The organism is uncultured Agrobacterium sp., from assembly GCF_913777885.1.
Lineage (GTDB): Bacteria > Pseudomonadota > Alphaproteobacteria > Rhizobiales > Rhizobiaceae > Agrobacterium.
Window position 1 is genome coordinate 465,706 of the sequence record NZ_CAJYTV010000011.1, and the last position, 18,389, is coordinate 484,094.

15 protein-coding genes are annotated in these 18,389 nt (G+C 56.0%); 4 read left to right on the forward strand and 11 right to left on the reverse strand.

Going from position 1 to position 18,389, the window contains the following annotated elements; all coding sequences use genetic code 11:
- Positions 1-21: 21 nt before the first annotated feature.
- Together QZ869_RS10780 and gloA are read right to left on the reverse strand one after the other, a co-directional pair.
- Positions 22-1,182, reverse strand: a complete 1,161-nt coding sequence (locus tag QZ869_RS10780; RefSeq protein WP_296104491.1) for a D-Ala-D-Ala carboxypeptidase family metallohydrolase — start codon at positions 1,180-1,182, stop codon at positions 22-24.
- A 138-nt stretch (positions 1,183-1,320) separates the two neighbouring features.
- Positions 1,321-1,761 (reverse strand): lactoylglutathione lyase, encoded by a 441-nt coding sequence (gloA, locus tag QZ869_RS10785; protein WP_296073966.1) that lies wholly within the window; start codon positions 1,759-1,761, stop codon positions 1,321-1,323.
- Between the two features lie 229 nt (positions 1,762-1,990).
- On the opposite strand from gloA, the gene QZ869_RS10790 reads away from it, so the two are divergent.
- Both QZ869_RS10790 and QZ869_RS10795 read left to right on the forward strand, forming a co-directional pair.
- Positions 1,991-2,569 (forward strand): cold-shock protein, encoded by a 579-nt coding sequence (locus QZ869_RS10790; RefSeq protein WP_296014284.1) that lies wholly within the window; start codon positions 1,991-1,993, stop codon positions 2,567-2,569.
- On the forward strand, positions 2,569-3,048 hold the full coding sequence (locus tag QZ869_RS10795; RefSeq protein ID WP_296014283.1) for a DUF192 domain-containing protein: 480 nt from the start codon (positions 2,569-2,571) through the stop codon (positions 3,046-3,048). The genes QZ869_RS10790 and QZ869_RS10795 overlap by 1 nt, the downstream gene beginning before the upstream one ends.
- 241 nt (positions 3,049-3,289) lie before the next feature.
- Here the strand turns inward: QZ869_RS10795 and QZ869_RS10800 are convergent, their stop codons facing one another.
- Positions 3,290-3,538 carry a BON domain-containing protein gene (locus tag QZ869_RS10800; protein WP_296014282.1) on the reverse strand — a complete coding sequence of 83 codons (249 nt, stop codon included), beginning with the start codon at positions 3,536-3,538 and terminating at the stop codon, positions 3,290-3,292.
- Between the two features lie 190 nt (positions 3,539-3,728).
- Here QZ869_RS10800 and QZ869_RS10805 point away from each other — a divergent pair, with 190 nt between their 5' ends.
- Positions 3,729-3,998, forward strand: a complete 270-nt coding sequence (locus QZ869_RS10805; protein WP_296014281.1) for a DUF982 domain-containing protein — start codon at positions 3,729-3,731, stop codon at positions 3,996-3,998.
- Positions 3,999-4,204: 206 nt separating this feature from the next.
- Here QZ869_RS10805 and QZ869_RS10810 read toward each other — a convergent pair whose 3' ends face one another.
- From QZ869_RS10810 to cckA, 5 genes are all read right to left on the reverse strand, one after another.
- Positions 4,205-4,546 (reverse strand): AzlD domain-containing protein, encoded by a 342-nt coding sequence (locus QZ869_RS10810; RefSeq protein ID WP_296036493.1) that lies wholly within the window; start codon positions 4,544-4,546, stop codon positions 4,205-4,207.
- Entirely contained in the window at positions 4,543-5,298 is a 756-nt protein-coding gene (locus QZ869_RS10815; protein WP_296104494.1) for an AzlC family ABC transporter permease, read from the reverse strand. The genes QZ869_RS10810 and QZ869_RS10815 overlap by 4 nt, the downstream gene beginning before the upstream one ends.
- A gap of 222 nt (positions 5,299-5,520) precedes the next feature.
- Positions 5,521-8,016 (reverse strand): ATP-dependent Clp protease ATP-binding subunit ClpA, encoded by a 2,496-nt coding sequence (clpA, locus tag QZ869_RS10820; RefSeq protein ID WP_296104497.1) that lies wholly within the window; start codon positions 8,014-8,016, stop codon positions 5,521-5,523.
- Positions 8,017-8,026: 10 nt separating this feature from the next.
- On the reverse strand, positions 8,027-8,380 hold the full coding sequence (gene clpS / locus QZ869_RS10825) for an ATP-dependent Clp protease adapter ClpS (RefSeq protein WP_296014276.1): 354 nt from the start codon (positions 8,378-8,380) through the stop codon (positions 8,027-8,029).
- A gap of 301 nt (positions 8,381-8,681) precedes the next feature.
- Positions 8,682-11,288: a cell cycle histidine kinase CckA gene (gene cckA / locus QZ869_RS10830; RefSeq protein ID WP_296104501.1), complete on the reverse strand. Its 2,607-nt coding sequence runs from the start codon at positions 11,286-11,288 to the stop codon at positions 8,682-8,684.
- A gap of 324 nt (positions 11,289-11,612) precedes the next feature.
- Between cckA and QZ869_RS10835 the strand changes: the two genes are divergently transcribed.
- A complete protein-coding gene (locus QZ869_RS10835; RefSeq protein WP_296104504.1) occupies positions 11,613-12,986 on the forward strand; it encodes a flagellar biosynthetic protein FliO in 1,374 nt (457 codons plus the stop codon).
- Positions 12,987-13,343: 357 nt separating this feature from the next.
- On the opposite strand, the gene QZ869_RS10840 is transcribed toward QZ869_RS10835, so the two are convergent.
- The 3 genes from QZ869_RS10840 to QZ869_RS10850 all read right to left on the reverse strand — a co-directional run bounded on the left by QZ869_RS10840 (position 13,344) and on the right by QZ869_RS10850 (position 18,382).
- Positions 13,344-16,472: an efflux RND transporter permease subunit gene (locus QZ869_RS10840; protein ID WP_296104506.1), complete on the reverse strand. Its 3,129-nt coding sequence runs from the start codon at positions 16,470-16,472 to the stop codon at positions 13,344-13,346.
- Positions 16,472-17,611 carry an efflux RND transporter periplasmic adaptor subunit gene (locus QZ869_RS10845; protein WP_296014269.1) on the reverse strand — a complete coding sequence of 380 codons (1,140 nt, stop codon included), beginning with the start codon at positions 17,609-17,611 and terminating at the stop codon, positions 16,472-16,474. Before QZ869_RS10845 ends, QZ869_RS10840 begins: the two co-directional genes overlap by 1 nt.
- 132 nt (positions 17,612-17,743) lie before the next feature.
- The gene (locus QZ869_RS10850; RefSeq protein WP_296104509.1) at positions 17,744-18,382 is read right to left on the reverse strand and encodes a VOC family protein; all 639 of its coding nucleotides are present in this window, start codon (positions 18,380-18,382) and stop codon (positions 17,744-17,746) included.
- Positions 18,383-18,389 lie beyond the last annotated feature (7 nt).

An 18,389-nucleotide genomic window follows, 5' to 3' on the forward strand; every position in this document is an offset into this window, starting at 1 on the left:
GCAAGCTTTTCTGAAATGGCATCAACTGTTGGTGCCGGACCGGCGGCACGGCCAGTTCCAGTCGCGCGTCTCGCCAATATCCATGTGGACCGATTCTGTGTGACAATAGGTGCCGACACCACCTCGTCCGGGCACGGAACGCAGATATTCCGCGAGATCCCATTTGGAGACACCTTTGATCTGAATGTCGACGGCTTCGCAGGTGTAATGCTTCGAACCATGCGTTGCACCTTTTGGTGGGCGATAACCCGAGGTGATGATGGCACGCTTGCCGTAATGCGTCTCGAGTTGTTTGATGCGATGGACCAGTTCCGGCTTGAGGCATCCGACATCCACCTGGTTCGTCTGCAAAACGAGACCGTTGGGCGCAACACGCGTCATTCCAGACATGGATGCAAGCTTCATCAGGCCCGTTGGTTTGTCGTCCTCATCAGCATGGCTTTCGTCATAGGAGGGTGACGTGACTTTGCCTGTCGGGTCAATGCCGTTGCGCTTCTTTGGTACACCGGCAAACAAGGCTTCCGCCATTGGTATGTTGTTTTGCGGAACATAAGGGCTCGGTTGTGTCGGCGACGACGTGCTGTTTGCAAGTGCATTGTCGTTTGAGACGCCGGAAGACGTGTCAGGTGTGTTTGAGGAATGTTCCTGAGCCGGTTTGGGCTGTGGCTGCTCGACGGGGGCGTGGGGCGAAGTGGGAGAGTACACGCTTTTAAGGGCGGGAATGATTCTGCCCGTCGGCGCGTAGGCAGGAACGCTGTCCATTTCCGATGGCGCAGCACCGGCAGCGCCATTGGAGAAAATGCTTTGGGAGCTGGCAGCTATTCCAGTGGGCTGCATGGCATAGCCGCTTTTGGGCGCGCCAGCAGCAGTATCGCCCGCCTGGCCTTGCTGGGCCGGAATGCCTTGTGTGTTCTGCGCCGACGATCGGGCAGAAGCTGCCGATACCATTCTTGGATCGACATAACCGGGCTGCGCCGCCTGCCCGACTGCCGCCGTGGCACTCTGCGGCATCGTTCCAGATGCGTGCTTCTCGGACGCCAAGGCAGCAGGATCCAGAACAGCCGCGGCATCCTGGCCGTCGGATTTGGCCGAAACGCAACCGGACAGCATCAAAACAGACAGGGCGATAGCCGCCCCGCCGCGCGATAGTCCTCGTGGCCCCTGCCCCGTCTGCGTCTTCAAAAGGAAAAACCTCCGCGTCTTGCGCGTCACTGCGCCTAGAGCTGCATCGCCAGGTTGGCGGGCGCCAACTCTCAAGCGTGTTGTGCTCACGGATCAGTCAAGGCAAAGAGCGGAGGATATGCTGTCAGCCTTTAGACGTTACCAGGAGCCTGTGTTCTCCATAGATATCCACGGTTCGGCTGGTGCCAGGCTTGCGCCTTTCTGCAAGATCTCGATGGAGATGCCATCAGGAGACCGGACGAAGGCCATGTGCCCGTCACGCGGTGGACGGTTGATGATGACACCGGCGGCCTGAAGCTTGGCGCAGATCTCATAGATATCGTCGACTTCATAAGCCAGATGACCGAAATTGCGTCCGCCCGTATAGTCTTCGGTGTCCCAGTTATAGGTCAACTCAAGGCATGGCGCCTTATTCTCTGTCGCAGCCTTCACATCGTCACGCGCCGCAAGAAAGACCAGGGTGAAACGTCCCTTTTCATTCTCAATCCGACGGATTTCCTGCAAGCCGAAAATGTCGACATAGAACGCAAGCGATTCCTTCAGGTCTTTGACGCGGACCATAGTGTGCAGATAACGCATGGATTATTCCTTTCATATGTAGCACTTGGCTTCCGACCGAGACCATAAATGTTTTCGCTCCAGACGGAAACGTTTTAGACGAACACGGTCAGCCTTGGGTAAGGCCTGGGACCTAAAAACCAGCCAGGAAACTGAAAACTACACTTGCGTACAACCGTTACTGCAATGTTAATCTCTTGGTAGGGAATCAGTTGACCGGTAGTGGTGCGTATTGAGGGGCTGGGCAATAATGGCTGATAGAATATCGTCGAAGACCGTCGCCGATTTCGAAGAGTTTTCTGGCGATGCCGTTGACCTGATCGAGATCACTGGCGTGATCAAATGGTTCGACGTGGCAAAGGGTTTCGGGTTCATCGTGCCGGACAACGGCATGCAGGACGTTCTCCTCCACGTTTCGTGCCTGCGTCGCGATGGTTACCAGACCATTCTTGAGGGTACACGCATTGTCGCACTGATTCAGCGTCGCGACCGTGGCTATCAGGCGTTCCGCATCCTCTCCATGGATCAGTCTACAGCCGTTCACCCGTCTCAGATGCCGCCGGTGCGCACGCACGTGCAGGTAACCCCTTCGAGTGGCCTGGAGCGCGCTATTGTCAAATGGTTCAACCGGACGAAGGGCTTCGGTTTCCTGACGCGTGGTGAAGGGACGGAAGACATTTTCATTCACATGGAAACGTTGCGTCGTTTCGGCCTCGCCGAGTTGCGGCCCGGTCAAGTCGTTCTCGTACGATACGGTGATGGCGACAAGGGGCTCATGGCTGCGGAAGTTCATCCGGACAATCCAGCCAGAATCGGAATGGCGCACTGATGAACAGGTTTGCGATCCGCACCATTGCAAGCGCCTGCACGGCGCTTCTCTTTTTTGTAGCGTCAGGCTCTGTCACTATGGCGCAGGAAACCTTCCCGAGCGAGAAGCTTGAGATTGTCAGCGCGTCAGGCGTAACACACGTCTTTACCGTAGAGCTGGCAAACACGGATGCGCAGCGTCAACAAGGGCTCATGTATCGCAAGTCGATGGCCCAAGATCGCGGTATGCTCTTCGACTTTACCATGGACCGTGACGTGATGATGTGGATGAAGAACACCTTCATCCCGCTCGATATGCTGTTCATTTCCAAGGCCGGGAAGATCACTCACATTCACCCTAACGCTGTGCCACATTCCGAAGACATCATCAGCTCTAACGGGCCTGTACGTTATGTCTTGGAGTTGAACGGAGGAGCCGCGAAGAAGCTCGCAATATCTGTCGGTGATACAGTGAAGAGTGAGCACGTCAACAAGCGCTGATACTTGCCGCGGGAGCTGTCAGGCGATTTCGCGATATCGACGTGCAAATGAGTATCAGGGGGTTGAGAATGATCATATCCGAACGATCATTACGCACGGTATCAAGTTTCGCTCTCTGACCTTCGCTTGGAATAGGACGTTTACAATTCCTGTTGGGTAGCGGGGTCGACACACGAACAAAATGCTCTCGGGTAGCGTAGTGTCGGGTCGAGCCGGGCGCAGGAGGCCCGGCCTTTGAAAGTCAGTAAACTGGCTCTACGTGGCTCAGGATACGGCAATTTGAAATGGACGATGCCAGACTAATGGCAGCTTCGATGGCCTCGACGGAATCAGCAGTCCCCTGCAGATAGATGACGTCGTTCTCGGCAGTGGCCGAAATGTTGGACTTTTCAAGCCCCGACTCGAAGGCAAGCGCAGAAGTGATAGCTTGGCAAACACCGGCCATACGATCGCCGAAAAAGCTTTCCTGAATTCCAGACAGATTGAACATAATCGGGCCTCCTTCATTTAGAGCAGTGATAACGCACCACGCGTTCTTTTGTTCATCTCCGGTTCATGTGTTTGTTCATTTTCCATTCATCTTGCAAAAAAGAAACCCCCGACCCGTTCACTTTTTTCGTGAACGGGAACTTCAGCGTGATCTGAGAGGTTCGCTTCCGCGAGGAAAAAAGGAGGATGAGATGCTTATTCATAAATCAGAACCTTGCCATCACGCGCAGTGGTGCAAGCCTGTCGCAGTTCATTTGCCCATGTGTCCTGCTGTTGAAATCTACAGCCCGCTCACAGCGCTCGAGATATTGACCTATCGCTGGCCCAGCGAACACGGGCCCGAATACGAGACAGCAAAAAAACGATGTCTTGATGCGGTAGCCGGTCGCTGCGATCTCGAGGCCGCGCGAGAGGCTTTCATGGTTGCAAGCAGTCGCGCACATGTCTTGACCGTTCATTAGAATCGGTCATGCAGAAGCATGATCTGGTCGAGAAAAGATACGCCAACCCCTAAGTTTAGCACTGAGGCTCGTGCGCTAGAGTAATCGAGTCATTCGATAGATAAATTAAGCGCGCCCAAGGCTGACTGGAATAGTATGAGAGCTGTAAATACGTTCTATTTACAGCCCCATCCTTGCTGATTTACAAATATTTACATCAAAATAGACTATATCCCAATGTATAGCAGGCCAACGGCTAGTAGGGCCACCGGGACTATCACGCCGACAACAACTTTCTGGCCACTGACCAAGAAAGCAAGAAAGCCGATAACAGCAGCTGCGATACGCAGTTCAACCGGAGAGTGCGCCAACGTGCCGGTAGGAAAGACAATGAGCTTAGCTGTTACAGCCATGACGAGCGCGGTGGCCACAGCCCTCACCCAGTGCAGAGCTTCGGAGTCCTCCCTAAGCTTGTTGCCTGCGATGACGCCCAGCCACCGCCAGATATCCGTGGCGATCCAGCCAGCGATAGCAATGAATGCGTATGGTACCCACCAGGCATCTGTCACGGCTCGCCCTCCGTGGACGCGGGCTCGATTCGACGGCGTAACCAGAATCGGTCAATGAGATAAGCGAGCGTTCCACCACCGAGACCGGCGTAGAGAATGTCGAACTCCGGCTCGATGACAGCAAAGAGTGGACCGCCTATAACGCCGACGACGAAGGCAACCTTGACGACGGAATGCCGTGCGGATGCCCATATCGATGAAATAAAATAGACTGGCGTCAGGAAGAAAAGCACGCCGGCCACAAGCGGCGGAAAGGCTGCGACAACCCCATAACAGATGCCGACAATGGCCGCATTGATGGCTGTGAGCGTGATTCCGAAACCCGCAAACCAAGCTACACGCGCTTCACGAGGAACCCTTGTCAGATTTTGGGTTGCATAGACCCAGGCCGTTATGGCGACAAAGTGGGAAAGAAAAAGCAGCAGCCACGTCGGAGTTCTAGCTGTGCGCATCTCCGGCACGATCGAAGCGACCATTGGCATCATTCGGATCGACGACAATGTCACCGCAAGGAAACAGGCGGCCAATCCAGCACCACTGACCATGGAGCCTATGAGGATCATCTTGGCAGGTAACGCCCATATAGTGAGCGTCATAAAAACCGCCTCCCCCCGCGGCACACCAGATTCAAGCGCAAATGCGCTGAAGCCTACGAAGGACGTCATAAGAATAAGAGCGGGAAGCGAGAATATTCCCTTCATACCCCTGGCGAACCAGAGGAAAAGAGAATCCGTGTCACTATATGCAGACATCAGTCATTCCGGAATCGATCAACACTGGCGCCTGGTTCATTCAGGCTGGCCTGCGTCTTTTGTATCAGCTGAGGAATGTCTACCACGCTTTTCTTTTGTTGCGTGTCTTAAATCGCGAAGACGATACGTTGCGAACATCGTCCTAAAACTCGCAAAAAAGAAAGCGGCGGAAACTGGCTCCGCCGCTCGTCAACCAGTCTATCTACGGATGAGATAGAGCAGTTATTTTTTCTTTGGCACCTTCGGCACGGCGTTGCCCTTGCGTCTTGGCTCGGATTCGCCCTCCTTTTTGCCCGCATGCACAACCAACGCATCCGCGGTCTCTTCGACCTTGGCTGCCTTGGTCTTGGACTTGCCGGGAGACTTTGCAGCTTTCAGCTCAGCCTCGGGTTTCGGCTTCACTGGTGCAGTCTCCGGCAACACGTTGAGCTTTAGGCCGTCCTTGCCATCGTCCTTCTTGTCCAAGCTGACACTGACCACGCCGCCCTTCTTCAGTTTTCCGAAGAGGATCTCATTCGCCAGAGGCTTCTTGATATGCTCTTGGATGACGCGGCCAAGTGGACGCGCCCCCATCTTTTCGTCATAGCCTTTCTCGGCCAGCCATGCGACAGCGTCATCATGGAGGTCAAAGGTGACGTTGCGTTCCGACAACTGCGTTTCAAGCTGCATAACGAACTTCTGAACCACCTTGTGGATGACCGCGGTGGGCAGTGGCGAGAAGGGAATGATCGCATCCAGACGGTTGCGGAATTCCGGCGTGAACAAGCGGTTCAATGCCTCTTCGTCTTCACCAGACCGCTTGGACGAACCAAAGCCGATCGCAGACTTGGCCATTTCAGAGGCGCCCGCATTGGTCGTCATGATAAGAATGACATTGCGGAAGTCGATCTTCTTGCCGTTGTGATCCGTGAGTGAACCGTGATCCATGACCTGCAACAAAATGTTGTAGATATCCGGATGGGCTTTCTCGATTTCGTCCAGCAGCACGACGGAGTGCGGATGCTGATCGACGCCATCGGTCAAAAGGCCGCCCTGGTCGAAGCCGACATAGCCGGGAGGAGCCCCAAGAAGGCGCGAAACCGTATGACGCTCCATATATTCCGACATGTCGAAGCGCAGCATTTCAACACCGAGTGACGACGCAAGCTGCTTGGCAACCTCTGTCTTGCCGACGCCGGTAGGGCCGGAAAAGACGTAGGAGCCGATTGGCTTGTTCGGTTCGCGAAGACCTGCACGCGCCAGTTTGATGGCGGTGGAAAGCGCTTCGATTGCCGTATCCTGGCCGTAAACCACCGAGCGCAGTTCCTGCTCAAGATTGGCAAGAACCATCTCGTCATCCTTCGAAACCGTCTTCGGCGGAATGCGAGCCATAGTCGCGATGGTGACCTCGATTTCCTTCTCGGTGATCAGCTTGCGGCGCTTCGATGCCGGAAGCAGCATCTGTGCCGCGCCGGTTTCATCAATGACGTCGATCGCCTTGTCCGGAAGCTTGCGGTCAGAGATATAGCGGGCCGAGAGCTCCACCGCTGCCTTGATCGCTTCGTTGGTATAGCGAAGATGGTGATATTCCTCGAAGTAGGGTTTCAGACCCTTCATGATTTCGATTGCATCATCGATCGACGGCTCATTGACGTCTATTTTCTGGAAACGACGCACAAGTGCGCGATCCTTTTCGAAGAACTGTCTGTATTCCTTGTAAGTCGTCGAACCGATGCAGCGGATCGCGCCGGAGGACAAGGCAGGCTTCAGGAGGTTGGACGCATCCATGGCGCCACCGGATGTAGCACCTGCACCGATCACGGTGTGGATTTCATCGATAAACAGTACAGCGCCAGGAAATTCCTCTAGCTCCTTAACGACTTGCTTCAAACGCTCTTCGAAGTCACCGCGGTAGCGTGTACCGGCCAGCAGCGTTCCCATGTCGAGCGAGAAGATCGTATCATTGATCAACGCTTCCGGCACCTTGCCTTCGACGATGCGCTTGGCCAGTCCTTCGGCAATCGCGGTTTTGCCGACGCCTGGATCGCCGACATAGAGCGGGTTGTTCTTGGAGCGGCGGCAAAGTACCTGGATGGTACGGTTGACCTCGTCGTGGCGACCGATCAGCGGATCGATGCGTCCGTTTCTGGCCTTGTCGTTGAGGTTGACGCAATAGGCCTTCAGAGCATCCTGCTGCTTTTTTGCGCCTGATGCATCGTCTTCCGGACCGCTGCGCGCAGCCTTAGGTTCATTATCGCCTTCATCGGCACCGCGCGGGGTACGGGTCTGCGAAGAGCCTGGACGCTTGCCGATGCCGTGGGAAATATAGTTCACTGCGTCGTAACGCGTCATTTCCTGTTCCTGAAGGAAATAAGCGGCGTGGCTCTCGCGCTCGGCGAAGATCGCGACAAGCACATTTGCGCCAGTCACCTCTTCGCGTCCAGAAGACTGCACGTGAATGACTGCACGCTGGATAACGCGCTGGAAGCCGGATGTCGGCTTGGAATCTTCGTCATATCCCGTCACGAGATTGGAGAGTTCGTTATCGACATAGTCGATCACGGTCTTGCGAAGCGTGTCTAGATCGACATTGCAGGCACCCATGACAGCGGCTGCGTCGACGTCATCGAGCAGCGCAAGCAATAGATGCTCAAGCGTCGCATATTCGTGGTGACGCTCATTGGCAAAGGTCAGTGCCTGGTGCAGCGCCTTCTCGAGACTTGGGGAAAAAGTTGGCACGTTGCGATCCTCATTTCTTTTCCATGACGCACTGTAGCGGATGCTGGTGCTGTCGGGCGAAATCCATGACCTGGCTTACTTTTGTCTCTGCGACCTCATAAGTAAAGACACCGCATTCGCCGACACCATGCTGATGGACATGCAACATGATACGGGTGGCAGCATCCCTGTCCTTCTGGAAGAAGCGCTCCAGAATATGAATGACGAACTCCATCGGAGTGTAGTCGTCGTTCAAAAGAAGAACACGGTACAAATTCGGTCGTTTCGTCTTAGGCTTGGTGCGGGTGATAACAGACGTGCCGCGGTTCGTTCCGCCGTCCTCCCCTTCGCTGTCGCCTTGCATGTAGATCGAGTTAACGATCATTTTTCATTATTCTCCAAAATCAAACCCGCAAGCGATGAAGGGTGCGAGCAAGAATTTCGCCTCTTCTTATTTAGGTTTCAGTTAGTCGATTTTAAGCCCCTCGCGCTGCACTGCAATCACTAATCCGTTTGCATCCTGGAAAAATGGGAAGACGGCGAAGGAGCAAGCCTCAAAGCTGAGCCAAACGCCCATCTTTCACGCTACCGGATCGAAATTGTGCGAAAGTTGCGTGAACCTTCAAACCCCAAGATGAAAAGCTCTTCTGTGGAGGCGTCGTCCAGCAGCGAGATCGAACAGTGCCTTAACTGTCGCTATCCAGCATTTCACGGACGGAGACAGCAAGCTGCTTGAGCGAGAAAGGCTTTGGCAGGAAGCCGAACTTTGCATCGGCTGGAAGGTTCTTGGCAAAGGCATCTTCGGCGTAACCGGACACGAAGATGAATTTGAGGTCTGGGTAGGATTTGCGCAGCTCTCGCAGCAATGAAGGACCGTCCATTTCAGGCATGACGACGTCGGAAACGACGATATCGACCTTGCCCTCCAACTCCTCCATCACGTCCAGCGCTTCTGTACCGGAACCGGCCTCATAGACCGTATAACCGCGGGTCTCCAGCATTCGTTTGCCGCCGCGGCGCACAGCCTCCTCGTCCTCCACAAGCAGCACCACCGCCGACTTGCCAGTAAGGTCGAGCGGTTCGTCCTTGGCTTCCGGCTTTGCGACGACAGCCTCGGCGGTTCGCTGAGTTTCCGCACCGTCGGATGCCGGTAAGGCATGCACCGGCTCGACGATATGGCGCGGTAGCAGAATACGGAAAGCGGTGCCCTTACCGACCTCGGACTCCGGATAGATGTAACCGCCGGATTGCTTGACGATACCGTAAACCATCGAGAGGCCAAGGCCGGTGCCCTTGCCCACTTCCTTCGTGGTAAAGAAGGGCTCGAAAATCTTGTCCATGATCTCGGGTGGGATACCAGTTCCGGTATCGGCAACTTCGACCATGACCATGTCCTCAGCCGGAAGTTCGGTCTTGCCGAAAGCTGCAACGTCTGAAGCCAGCAGATTGCGTGTCGTCACCTTGATTTTGCCGCCATCAGGCATGGCATCACGCGCATTGACGCAAAGATTGATCATGACCTGCTCGAACTGCGACAAGTCGGTCTTGACCGGCCAGAGATCCCGCCCGTAATCCACTTCGAGCTTGACGTTCGTGCCGGAAATCAACCGGTCGACCAGCATGCGCAGGTCACCGATGACGTCGGTCAGGTTGAGGACAGCAGGGCGCATCGTCTGCTTGCGTGAAAAGGCCAGCAACTGTCGCACAAGCACCGCCGCACGATTGGCATTGCGCTTGATTTCCATCAGATCCGCAAAACTTGCATCCGCTGGCCGAGCCTGAAGAAGCAGATGGTCGGACGACAGCAGAATGGCAGTCAGGACGTTGTTGAAATCATGGGCGATGCCGCCAGCAAGCGTGCCGACCGCATTCATCTTTTGCGTCTGCGCCATCTGGGTTTCAAGAGCCTTCTGCTCGGTCACCTCAATAGCATAGACGATCGCGACCTCTTCAGGAGCCTCGTCGTCCTGATCGATCACCGCGTTGACGTAAAAGCGGAAATGACGGGTTTCGTCCTTTGGATGGCGGGAATCGAATGGCGGAATATCCCCCTGCCGATCCTTCGCAGCCGTCATCGCCTGCGCAAGCTTGGCCTTCTCATTGTCGTGCAGAACCGTTTCCAGTGGAACGGCATTGTCTATGTCATCGCGACCAACGACGCCGGAGAACAGCTTCAGGAACGGCGCATTGGTCCGCAGGATACGTCCCTCGCCATCGATGGACGCAATCGCCATCGGCGTGTTATTGAAAAATCGGGTGAAGCGCATTGCCGACGACGATTCTGCGCTATCTTGCCCCTTGGGTCGCATCAGAACCAGGGTCCGGCTTTCACCCGGCGCACCGTCACGCGCGGCGGTCACCTGATGAACGAGCCGTGCCGGCATGCTTTGCCCATTGACACGGCGCATATCGAGATCGAGCATTTCGGTGCGCTTGCTACCCACTTGCGGCTGCACCGATTCAATGAGAGCCATCCCCTCGCCTGCCACGATATCGGATACATTCAACGAGCCTGGGGAGAACTGCGCCAGATCGATCCCGAGCCATTCGGAGAGCGTGGCGTTGAGATAGACAATTTCCCCTTTTCGGCCCGCAGAAAAGAAGCCGGCTGGCGCATGGTCGAGATAATCGATGGCGTTCTGCAACTCGCGGAAGAAGCGCTCCTGGTCTTCGCGCTCGGCGGTGATGTCGGCAATCTGGAAAACATGCAGGTCCTGACCGCTCGCGTCTTTGAGCAGACGCGCCTTAAGCCGGAACCAGCGGGGACCTGGCGGGGTAACAAATGACTGGCTGAGAGACTTAAGCAGACGGAACTCTTCATATCCGTCGCGTCCTTCGCGCAAACCATTGATCAGGCGATAGAGAGCTTCCGTCGATTCCATATCCCGCGAAAGCAACTGCTCAAGGCTCTGTATCTCGGTTGCTCGCGACGCGCCGGTCATCTGGCAATAAGTTGCGTTGGCGTAGACCAGCCGCCCCTTGGTATCGGTGATCAGCGTGCCCTCGGGATGAGATGAAAGAAAGCGCCGCGCCATTCCATCGGATTGCGACTGCGGCATAACCTCGATGAAGCCGATGGCGGAGGACACCAGAAAAAAGATGCCGAGCATGGCGAGAACGCCAAGAATGCCAAGCACGATCTCGTTCTCAAGAGAGTCCTTGAAGTAAACGAAGGCAATAGCCGCAGCCACGAGAACAAGTGCCAGAAGCAGAATGCGAAGCACAGTGGCCGATCGCCCGCGCCTGTCCACCAAGGGAAAGTCATTATCAGTGGTTTGACGCACCTTGGTCATTGAGGTTTTACCCTTGCAGTTCTGCTGGCCTTCCCGACATGCCGGAAAAAGTCACATCGAACGGAATCGCTTCTACATTGCTTGTAGCAATTTGCATAAATATCAAAAAGCTCCGTCAATCGATAAGCATAGCCCATGCACAACAATAGGCATCGCGTACCGATGGGCGCGCACAGCCGAGCGTCTTCACTGGACTGATTTCGTCAAAGATGCAGCAAATTCGTGGAAGAACAGGATAAATTCTTGTAGGCGGCGAAAAAAAATCGTCTTTTCCCGTCACGATATGTGAACAAATGTAATGCGGGTACATTTCCGCTGCAGAAAATGGCTGAAGGGACCAGCACCATTATGGAAGACTTCATTGGCGCGTATGGCAATCGATTGATCATTGCGGTGGTTGGCGTTGGCACGGCATTGCTGCTTCTAGCAATCGTTCTATGGTTCATCCGCCGCAGAAGCGGCTCTGCACCCTTTATCCGAGGCGGCAGAAATCGTCAGCCGCGTCTACAGGTGCTGGATGCGACCGCCGTAGATGCGCGGAGACGTCTTGTTCTTGTGCGACGTGACAATGTCGAGCATCTCGTCATGATCGGTGGTCCGACCGATATCGTGATCGAAAGCGGCATTGGTGCCATACCGTTCATGAAGGAGGTGCGCGACCCGCAGGAGGACGCTCTCATTACACGCGACGCCGACCGCCAACGGAGCATTGCGCAGGCGCCGCAAGACGATATCCGGCCCGCAGCAGCGAATATGGCATCTGAAGTGAAGACCCCGGCTGCAGAAGAACGAAAGAAGCCAGCGGCGGGCGCCGCACCAGCGAAGCCAGCGCCTTCCCCATCGCCTGCGACCGCTGTCGCAGCGACAAGACCAACCAATCCTCCTCCGCCGGTGACAGCACAGCCCATCCCCCGAAAGCCTGAACCAGTGCCAGTGATCCACCCGGTTTCGAACGCGGGAGCCTCAGCACCGTCGCCTCACCGGCCCCAGCCGGTCGCGCCACCAGCACCCAAGGCGCTGGCACGAGAGCCGGTAGCCCCCACCACTTCCGCAGCACCACCCATTCTCGCTGCTGCGGTGATGCAGCAAAGTGAAGACCCCAAGCCAGCTGCGACAGCGACCTCGGCACTGTCCGGCGGCCCGGAAGCACCTGTCGTTTCACCAGCACCCAGCGTCTCCACCTTCGGCTCCCCAGTCGCATCCACCAGCCATGGAACGAGCTCCGCAGAGCCTAGATGGGCAGTGGAGCGCCTGTCGGACGAAATGCCCGAGCCAGTTGAACACAATGAGGCAGCTGTCACAGAAGAAAATGCGGTCGATTTCTTCGACGCATCACGTAATCGCGTTCTTCCAGCTTATCAGGCTGCACCACCTGTTACCGCCGCATCCGCAGCTCCTGTGACACCGGTCGTCGTAAAGCAAGAACCTCTGGCGCCAAGCGATAATGGTCCAGTTTTCGGCGATCAGTTGACCAGCGATTTCGAAAACTTTCTTGAGGCGGAAATCGCCAAGAACAACATCACGTCAGCTAATTTTTCGCGGTCTCCCACGGTCGAACCGACAATAAACCCGGATACCACTACACCCGATCCGCAGCCTGAACCGAAATTCTCGGAAGACTCTGCCGCTGCTGAGCGGGATGTTCAAAAGGAAATGTCCCGTATCTTCGGTGAGATGTCGGTCACGCGTGATCGATAACCAGAGGTAACGCTGACGCCAGAGTGACAGCGACAGGTTGAAAGCTTCAATTGTCTCTCTGGTGTTTAGACTTTTAAGACGGTCGCAGCAGCTTCGTCGCTACAATTTCGCGGACCAGTCAAGGGCAGCACCTTACCGAAGCCCGGCGCACAGCCAGCGCCTAGCCTCACTTGTCATCTGTGGATGCTAGGAAAATTCTAGTTGGTGGCAGCCACGAAGTACCGCCTAACGAGCCATTGGGCAAAACGTAACCTATATTTCAACATCAGTACGACCAGCGCCCGATTGCTTACCTTATAGCGCCGGGGGCAACGTCCCGTCCGTAGGATGCTCACGACGACCGCGCCCACCCCGCCATCAAGCGGGTACGAGCTTGCCCTCACGCTCGTCCTTCCTGCGCCGCAGCTTGTCGAGCAGAAGGTAGATGACGGGAGTGGTGTAAAGCGTCAGCACCTGGCTAACCAGCAAGCCGCCAACGATGGCATAGCCGAGCGGCTGGCGTAGTTCGGCGCCAGAACCGTGGCCAAGAGCAAGCGGTATTCCACCCAGCAACGCGGCCATCGTGGTCATCAGGATCGGTCGGAAACGCATCTGGGCGGCTTTGACGATTGCCTCCTCGCTCGACAATCCCTCCTCCCGCTCTGCCTGGATGGCGAAATCGACGAGCATGATACCATTCTTCTTGACGATACCTATCAACAGAATGACCCCAATCATCGCGACGAGCCCAAAGTCGAAGCCGGCCACTTCCAACGCCAGAAGTGCGCCGAGTCCGGCCGATGGCAAGGTCGACAGGATCGTCAGCGGGTGGATGAGGCTTTCGTAAAGCACGCCCAGAATGATGTAGACCACGACGAGCGATGCCAGGATGAGCAGTGGAATGGTCCCAAGCGAATCCTTGAAGGCCTTTGCGCTACCGGAGAATGACGTTTGCAGCGACCCCGGAGGATGCATGTTGGACACGGCATTTTCGATGACGGCAGTCGCGTTCCCCAGAGCGACGTTGGGCGCGAGGTTGAACGAAATGGTCACGGCTGGCGATTGACCTTGATGCGCGATCGATACCGGCGAGGTACCATCCGTCGTCCACTTCGCCACCACGGACAGCGGGACAAGCGTTCCATTGCTTGCTCTGACCGACAGGCGATCCAGCGTAGCGATGTCTCGCTGCAGATCCGGCAACACCTCAAGAATGACACGGAAGGTGTCAGTCTGACTGGAGAAGGAGGCGACCTGGCGCTGACCAAAGGCGTCGTAAAGCGTCTCATCGATGGTGGAAGGAAGGACGCCATAAAGCGTCGCTGCCGCGCGATCGATCTTGATCGTCAGATTGGGCGCTTCAGCTTGCTGATCGCTCCCGACATCGCGCAGCTCCGGCAGGCTTGAGAGCTTGTTGGTAATCTTTTCCGACCAGTCGCTCAGTTCGGCGATATCTGCGTCCTGAAGCGTAAACTGATATTGGGTTTTAGCGGGACGCGCGCCGATATTGATGTCCTGCGCCGACTGCATGAAGAGCTTGATACCCTGCTGCGCATTCAGTGCCGTACCCAATCGGTCGATCACCTGTTTGGCGCTAACATCGCGTTCCTCCAAAGGCTTCAGCGTGATGTTGACATGGCCCTGATTCAGCGCGTTGCCTCCGTTGCCGCCACCAATATCCATGAAGACGCTATAGACCGCGGGATCTTTCATAATGATCTCGCTGACGCGTTCCTGAAGCTTCGCCATCTCAGTGAAGGATATATCTGGGGACGCCTGCGAGAGACCGGCAATGAAGCCCGTATCCTGCTCCGGGAAAAAGCCTTTGGGTGCCACGACGAACAGGTAACCGGTCGCGGCAATGGTGGCCAGGAAAACGATGAGCGTCAAAAATCGATGTCGAATGACGGGTTTCAGGCTGCGGATATAGAGCGCCGTCAATCCATCGAAGAATGCCTCTCCCGCCAGATAAAAACGGCCACGCTGATCCTTCTCTATGGGCCGGATGAACTTCGATGCCAGCATCGGCGTCAACGTCAAGGAGACAATGGCGGAAATGACAATTGCGACCGTCAGCGTTACGGCAAATTCCCGAAACAGGCGCCCGATGATGCCACCCATCAACAGGATCGGGATCAGGACAGCGATCAGGGAGAGACTAATGGAAACGATTGTAAAACCGATCTCCCGCGTACCTTGAAGCGCTGCCAGTTTCGGCTCGACACCATCCTCAATGTGGCGGGTGATGTTCTCCAACATGACGATAGCATCGTCGACAACGAAGCCGACGGCGACCACCAGTGCCATGAGCGACAGATTGTCCAGACTGAAGCCCAAGAGCCACATGGGTGCGAGCGACCCGGCAAGTGCAATCGGGAGCGTCAAGACCGGGATTAGTGTCGCACGCAGATTTCGCAAGAAAAGGAAGATGACGACAACAACGAGACCGATGGTCAGCATCAGCGTGAACTGAATATCTGTGACGGATGCTCTGATCGTAGTTGTGCGGTCGGTGACGAGCTCCAGCTTTACCGAGCGCGGCAACGAAGCCTGAAGTGCGGGTAGCTGCTCCTTTACTGCATTGACGACCGCGATCACATTGGCGCCTGGCTGACGAAAAACGTCGAGCGCAATCCCTCGCTCTCCGTTGGTCCAGTGTGCCATCTTGCTGTCTTCCGCACCGTCTGTCGCCTGCCCGATATCGCGGATTCGTACGGGCCCGCCATTACGATAAGCAATGACGGCGTCGTTCCACTCAGCACTGCTGGAAATCTGGTCGTTTGTGTAGATCGGAAAGCTGCGGGTCGGATCGTCGATGTTGCCCTTCGGCGCGCTGAGACTGAGATTGCCGATAGCGGTGCGCACATCTTCCATCGTCACGTCGGCCTGGGCGAGACGACCAGGATCGACAGCGATGCGAATGGCTGGCTTCTGCTTCCCGCCGATATTGACGAAGGCGACTCCTGAGACTTGCCCGATTTTCGAAGCGACATTGCGTTCAATGTATTCGTCGAGTTGCGGCAGGGTCAGCGTGTCGGAGGTGGCCGAAAGCTGCATAATCGGCGCATCGGCAGGGTTTGCCTTATGCACCGTGGGAAGCGAGGTCATATCCTTCGGAAGTTCACCCGCCGCTTCACTGATCGCTGTCTGTACGTCGCTTGCTGCGGTCTCGATATTCTTGTCCAGATCAAACTGCACCGTAATCGACGTCGTTCCGAGCGAACTGTTTGACGTCATCTCGGTGATGCCGCTGACGCGTGAGAGCGCCTGTTCGATCGGTTGCGCAACACTGGATGCCATAGTCTCCGGCGACGCACCGGGAAGACTGGCACCGATCTGGATGGTCGGAAAATCGATTTGGGGAAGAGCTGAAACCGGCATGAACGGATAGCAGATCGCGCCGACGAGAAAGATCCCGGTCATGAGCAGCCCGGTCGCCACCGGATGCAGGATGAAAAAATCGAAGAAACTGGATGTGCGGTTCTGTTCCTGATCGTTCTTCATCATCAGTTCGCCTTCTCGGCGAGTTCGCCGGTCGGCGATCCGGTCCAGGGGGTGGCGCTGACAGCCGCACCATTCCCTATCCGAGACTGGCCGTCCATGACGACCTCTTCGTCCTCTTTGATGCCGTCTGTGACCAGCGCTCTCGCGCCGGTGACGAAGGCCGTCTTCACGTTCCGCTTTTCCACCTTGTTGTCTTTGGAGACGACATAGGCGTAAAGCCCGTCGCGCCCTCTCGCCAAAGCCTTGTCGGGAACGACCACGCCGTTTCTGTGCTCGACCGTCAGTACCGTGGCGACCGGAAGCCCTGGCCAAAGAGCGCCGTTGCCATTGTCGAAGATCGCCTTGAGATGGATGGAGCCATTCGAGGCATCGACGGAGTTGTCCATTGTCGTTAATTGGCCCTTCGACAGGACGCGGCTTCCATCAGTGGTGATCAAGGTGACTGCCGCGATCTTTTCGCTCAAAGCCTGACGGATCTCACCGAACCTGTCGCCGGGCGCGACGAAGGACACAGCAATCGGGTCCATTTGTGTGATCGTCACGATGCCGTCTGTTGAGCTTGCGCTGACCACGCTTCCGACGTCTACTTGCTTGAAACCAGTGCGGCCCGAAATGGGAGCGATCACGGTGGCAAAACCAAGCTGGGTCTCGGCACTCTTGATCATCGCATCGTCATACTGAACAGCCGCTGCATATTGCTGGCTCAGCGCATTCTTCTGTTCAAGCGTCGAGGCGGACGCAACCCCTTTTTCGGCCAGCGATGCATAACGCTGTGCTTCGGTTTTCGCGCTATTATACTGCGCTTCGTCCTGCGCCTTCTTTGCCTGGGCAGAAGTGAGAGCGGATGAAAGCTCACGATCGTCGAGCGTTAGCAAGACGCTGCCTTTCTCCACCATCTGCCCTTCGGAGAAACGAATGCCAGTCACCTGCCCGTCGATCCGCGGTCTGACGGTCACGCTCTGCAATGGGTCTACTGTACCGATACCGTTGATGACCTTATCGATCTCTTCGACCTTGGCCTTGTAGACCGTGACAGGGACGGCCGGTGCATCCTGCGCGAATGCAACGTTGGAAAACACCAGCGCTGCACCTCCAAGACAGAGTGCGGGAAGCGAATAAATGCGAAGGACTTGAGTGAGCATGCCGATGATCTCGCGCGCTGGCGTTCAAATTCAGCAGTAAACTCGGATCACGAATTTTTGTTCTGACGTGATATTAACATTAGGAACTGCTTTTTAGGGAGCATCACCGCCAATAAGAGTAACCCGTGCGTCCTAATTCAAGAGTTTGACGCCATAGGGCGTATCTATTTCGGCGATGTAGCAAAATTGTTCTCCCTCCATCACAGCCGGAGGATCGACGACATCGAGGTCCGCGTAAAGTTTCTGAATTCGGCTCACCTCGGGGTGCGCGACCTGGAAGCTCCTCAGCCGAAAGCCGATATCCGGCATCGATGATGCGGGATTGCCTTTCACGCCCCAATCCATCACCGACGGCGCGACACCACCGAGAGGCAAAGATCCATCGTCGGCCACCGCAAACAGCCACTCACGATCTCCACGTGACACCTTCTCCTGGCGCCCCAGCAGATCGCCATGCATTGCGAGTACGCCCGTAAAGTCGCTGGTCCGCGCCACCCATGCGCGTAGCCGCCGCCCCTCGTCCCATGCGGCTTGGACCGCTGCCGCATCATCGAGCCCGAACCAGCGTCGTCGCGTCGGTGGCTCTGCCTCCGGATCGACGGCAATCACTTCCAGAAAAACATCCTCGCCGAGGCGTAGTAGGAGATTATGTGTGCCCATTTGCGGGTGCTTGCCACCTTTAGGCATTTCAACACCGAGCCTCTCACGCATGTAATCAGCGCCGACTTCCAGAGACGGAGCAATAATCGCCAAATGATCCAGCTTCAACATTCGCGCG

Coding starts and splice junctions, on each gene's coding strand:
- gloA (WP_296073966.1), bottom strand. CDS start 1,761: ATGCGTTATCTGCACACTATGGTCCGCGTCAAAGACCTGAAGGAATCG.
- QZ869_RS10790 (WP_296014284.1), top strand. CDS start 1,991: ATGGCTGATAGAATATCGTCGAAGACCGTCGCCGATTTCGAAGAGTTT.
- QZ869_RS10795 (WP_296014283.1), top strand. CDS start 2,569: ATGAACAGGTTTGCGATCCGCACCATTGCAAGCGCCTGCACGGCGCTT.
- QZ869_RS10800 (WP_296014282.1), bottom strand. CDS start 3,538: ATGTTCAATCTGTCTGGAATTCAGGAAAGCTTTTTCGGCGATCGTATG.
- QZ869_RS10805 (WP_296014281.1), top strand. CDS start 3,729: ATGCTTATTCATAAATCAGAACCTTGCCATCACGCGCAGTGGTGCAAG.
- QZ869_RS10815 (WP_296104494.1), bottom strand. CDS start 5,298: ATGTCTGCATATAGTGACACGGATTCTCTTTTCCTCTGGTTCGCCAGG.
- clpS (WP_296014276.1), bottom strand. CDS start 8,380: ATGATCGTTAACTCGATCTACATGCAAGGCGACAGCGAAGGGGAGGAC.
- cckA (WP_296104501.1), bottom strand. CDS start 11,288: ATGACCAAGGTGCGTCAAACCACTGATAATGACTTTCCCTTGGTGGAC.
- QZ869_RS10835 (WP_296104504.1), top strand. CDS start 11,613: ATGGCTGAAGGGACCAGCACCATTATGGAAGACTTCATTGGCGCGTAT.
- QZ869_RS10840 (WP_296104506.1), bottom strand. CDS start 16,472: ATGATGAAGAACGATCAGGAACAGAACCGCACATCCAGTTTCTTCGAT.
- QZ869_RS10845 (WP_296014269.1), bottom strand. CDS start 17,611: ATGCTCACTCAAGTCCTTCGCATTTATTCGCTTCCCGCACTCTGTCTT.
- QZ869_RS10850 (WP_296104509.1), bottom strand. CDS start 18,382: ATGTTGAAGCTGGATCATTTGGCGATTATTGCTCCGTCTCTGGAAGTC.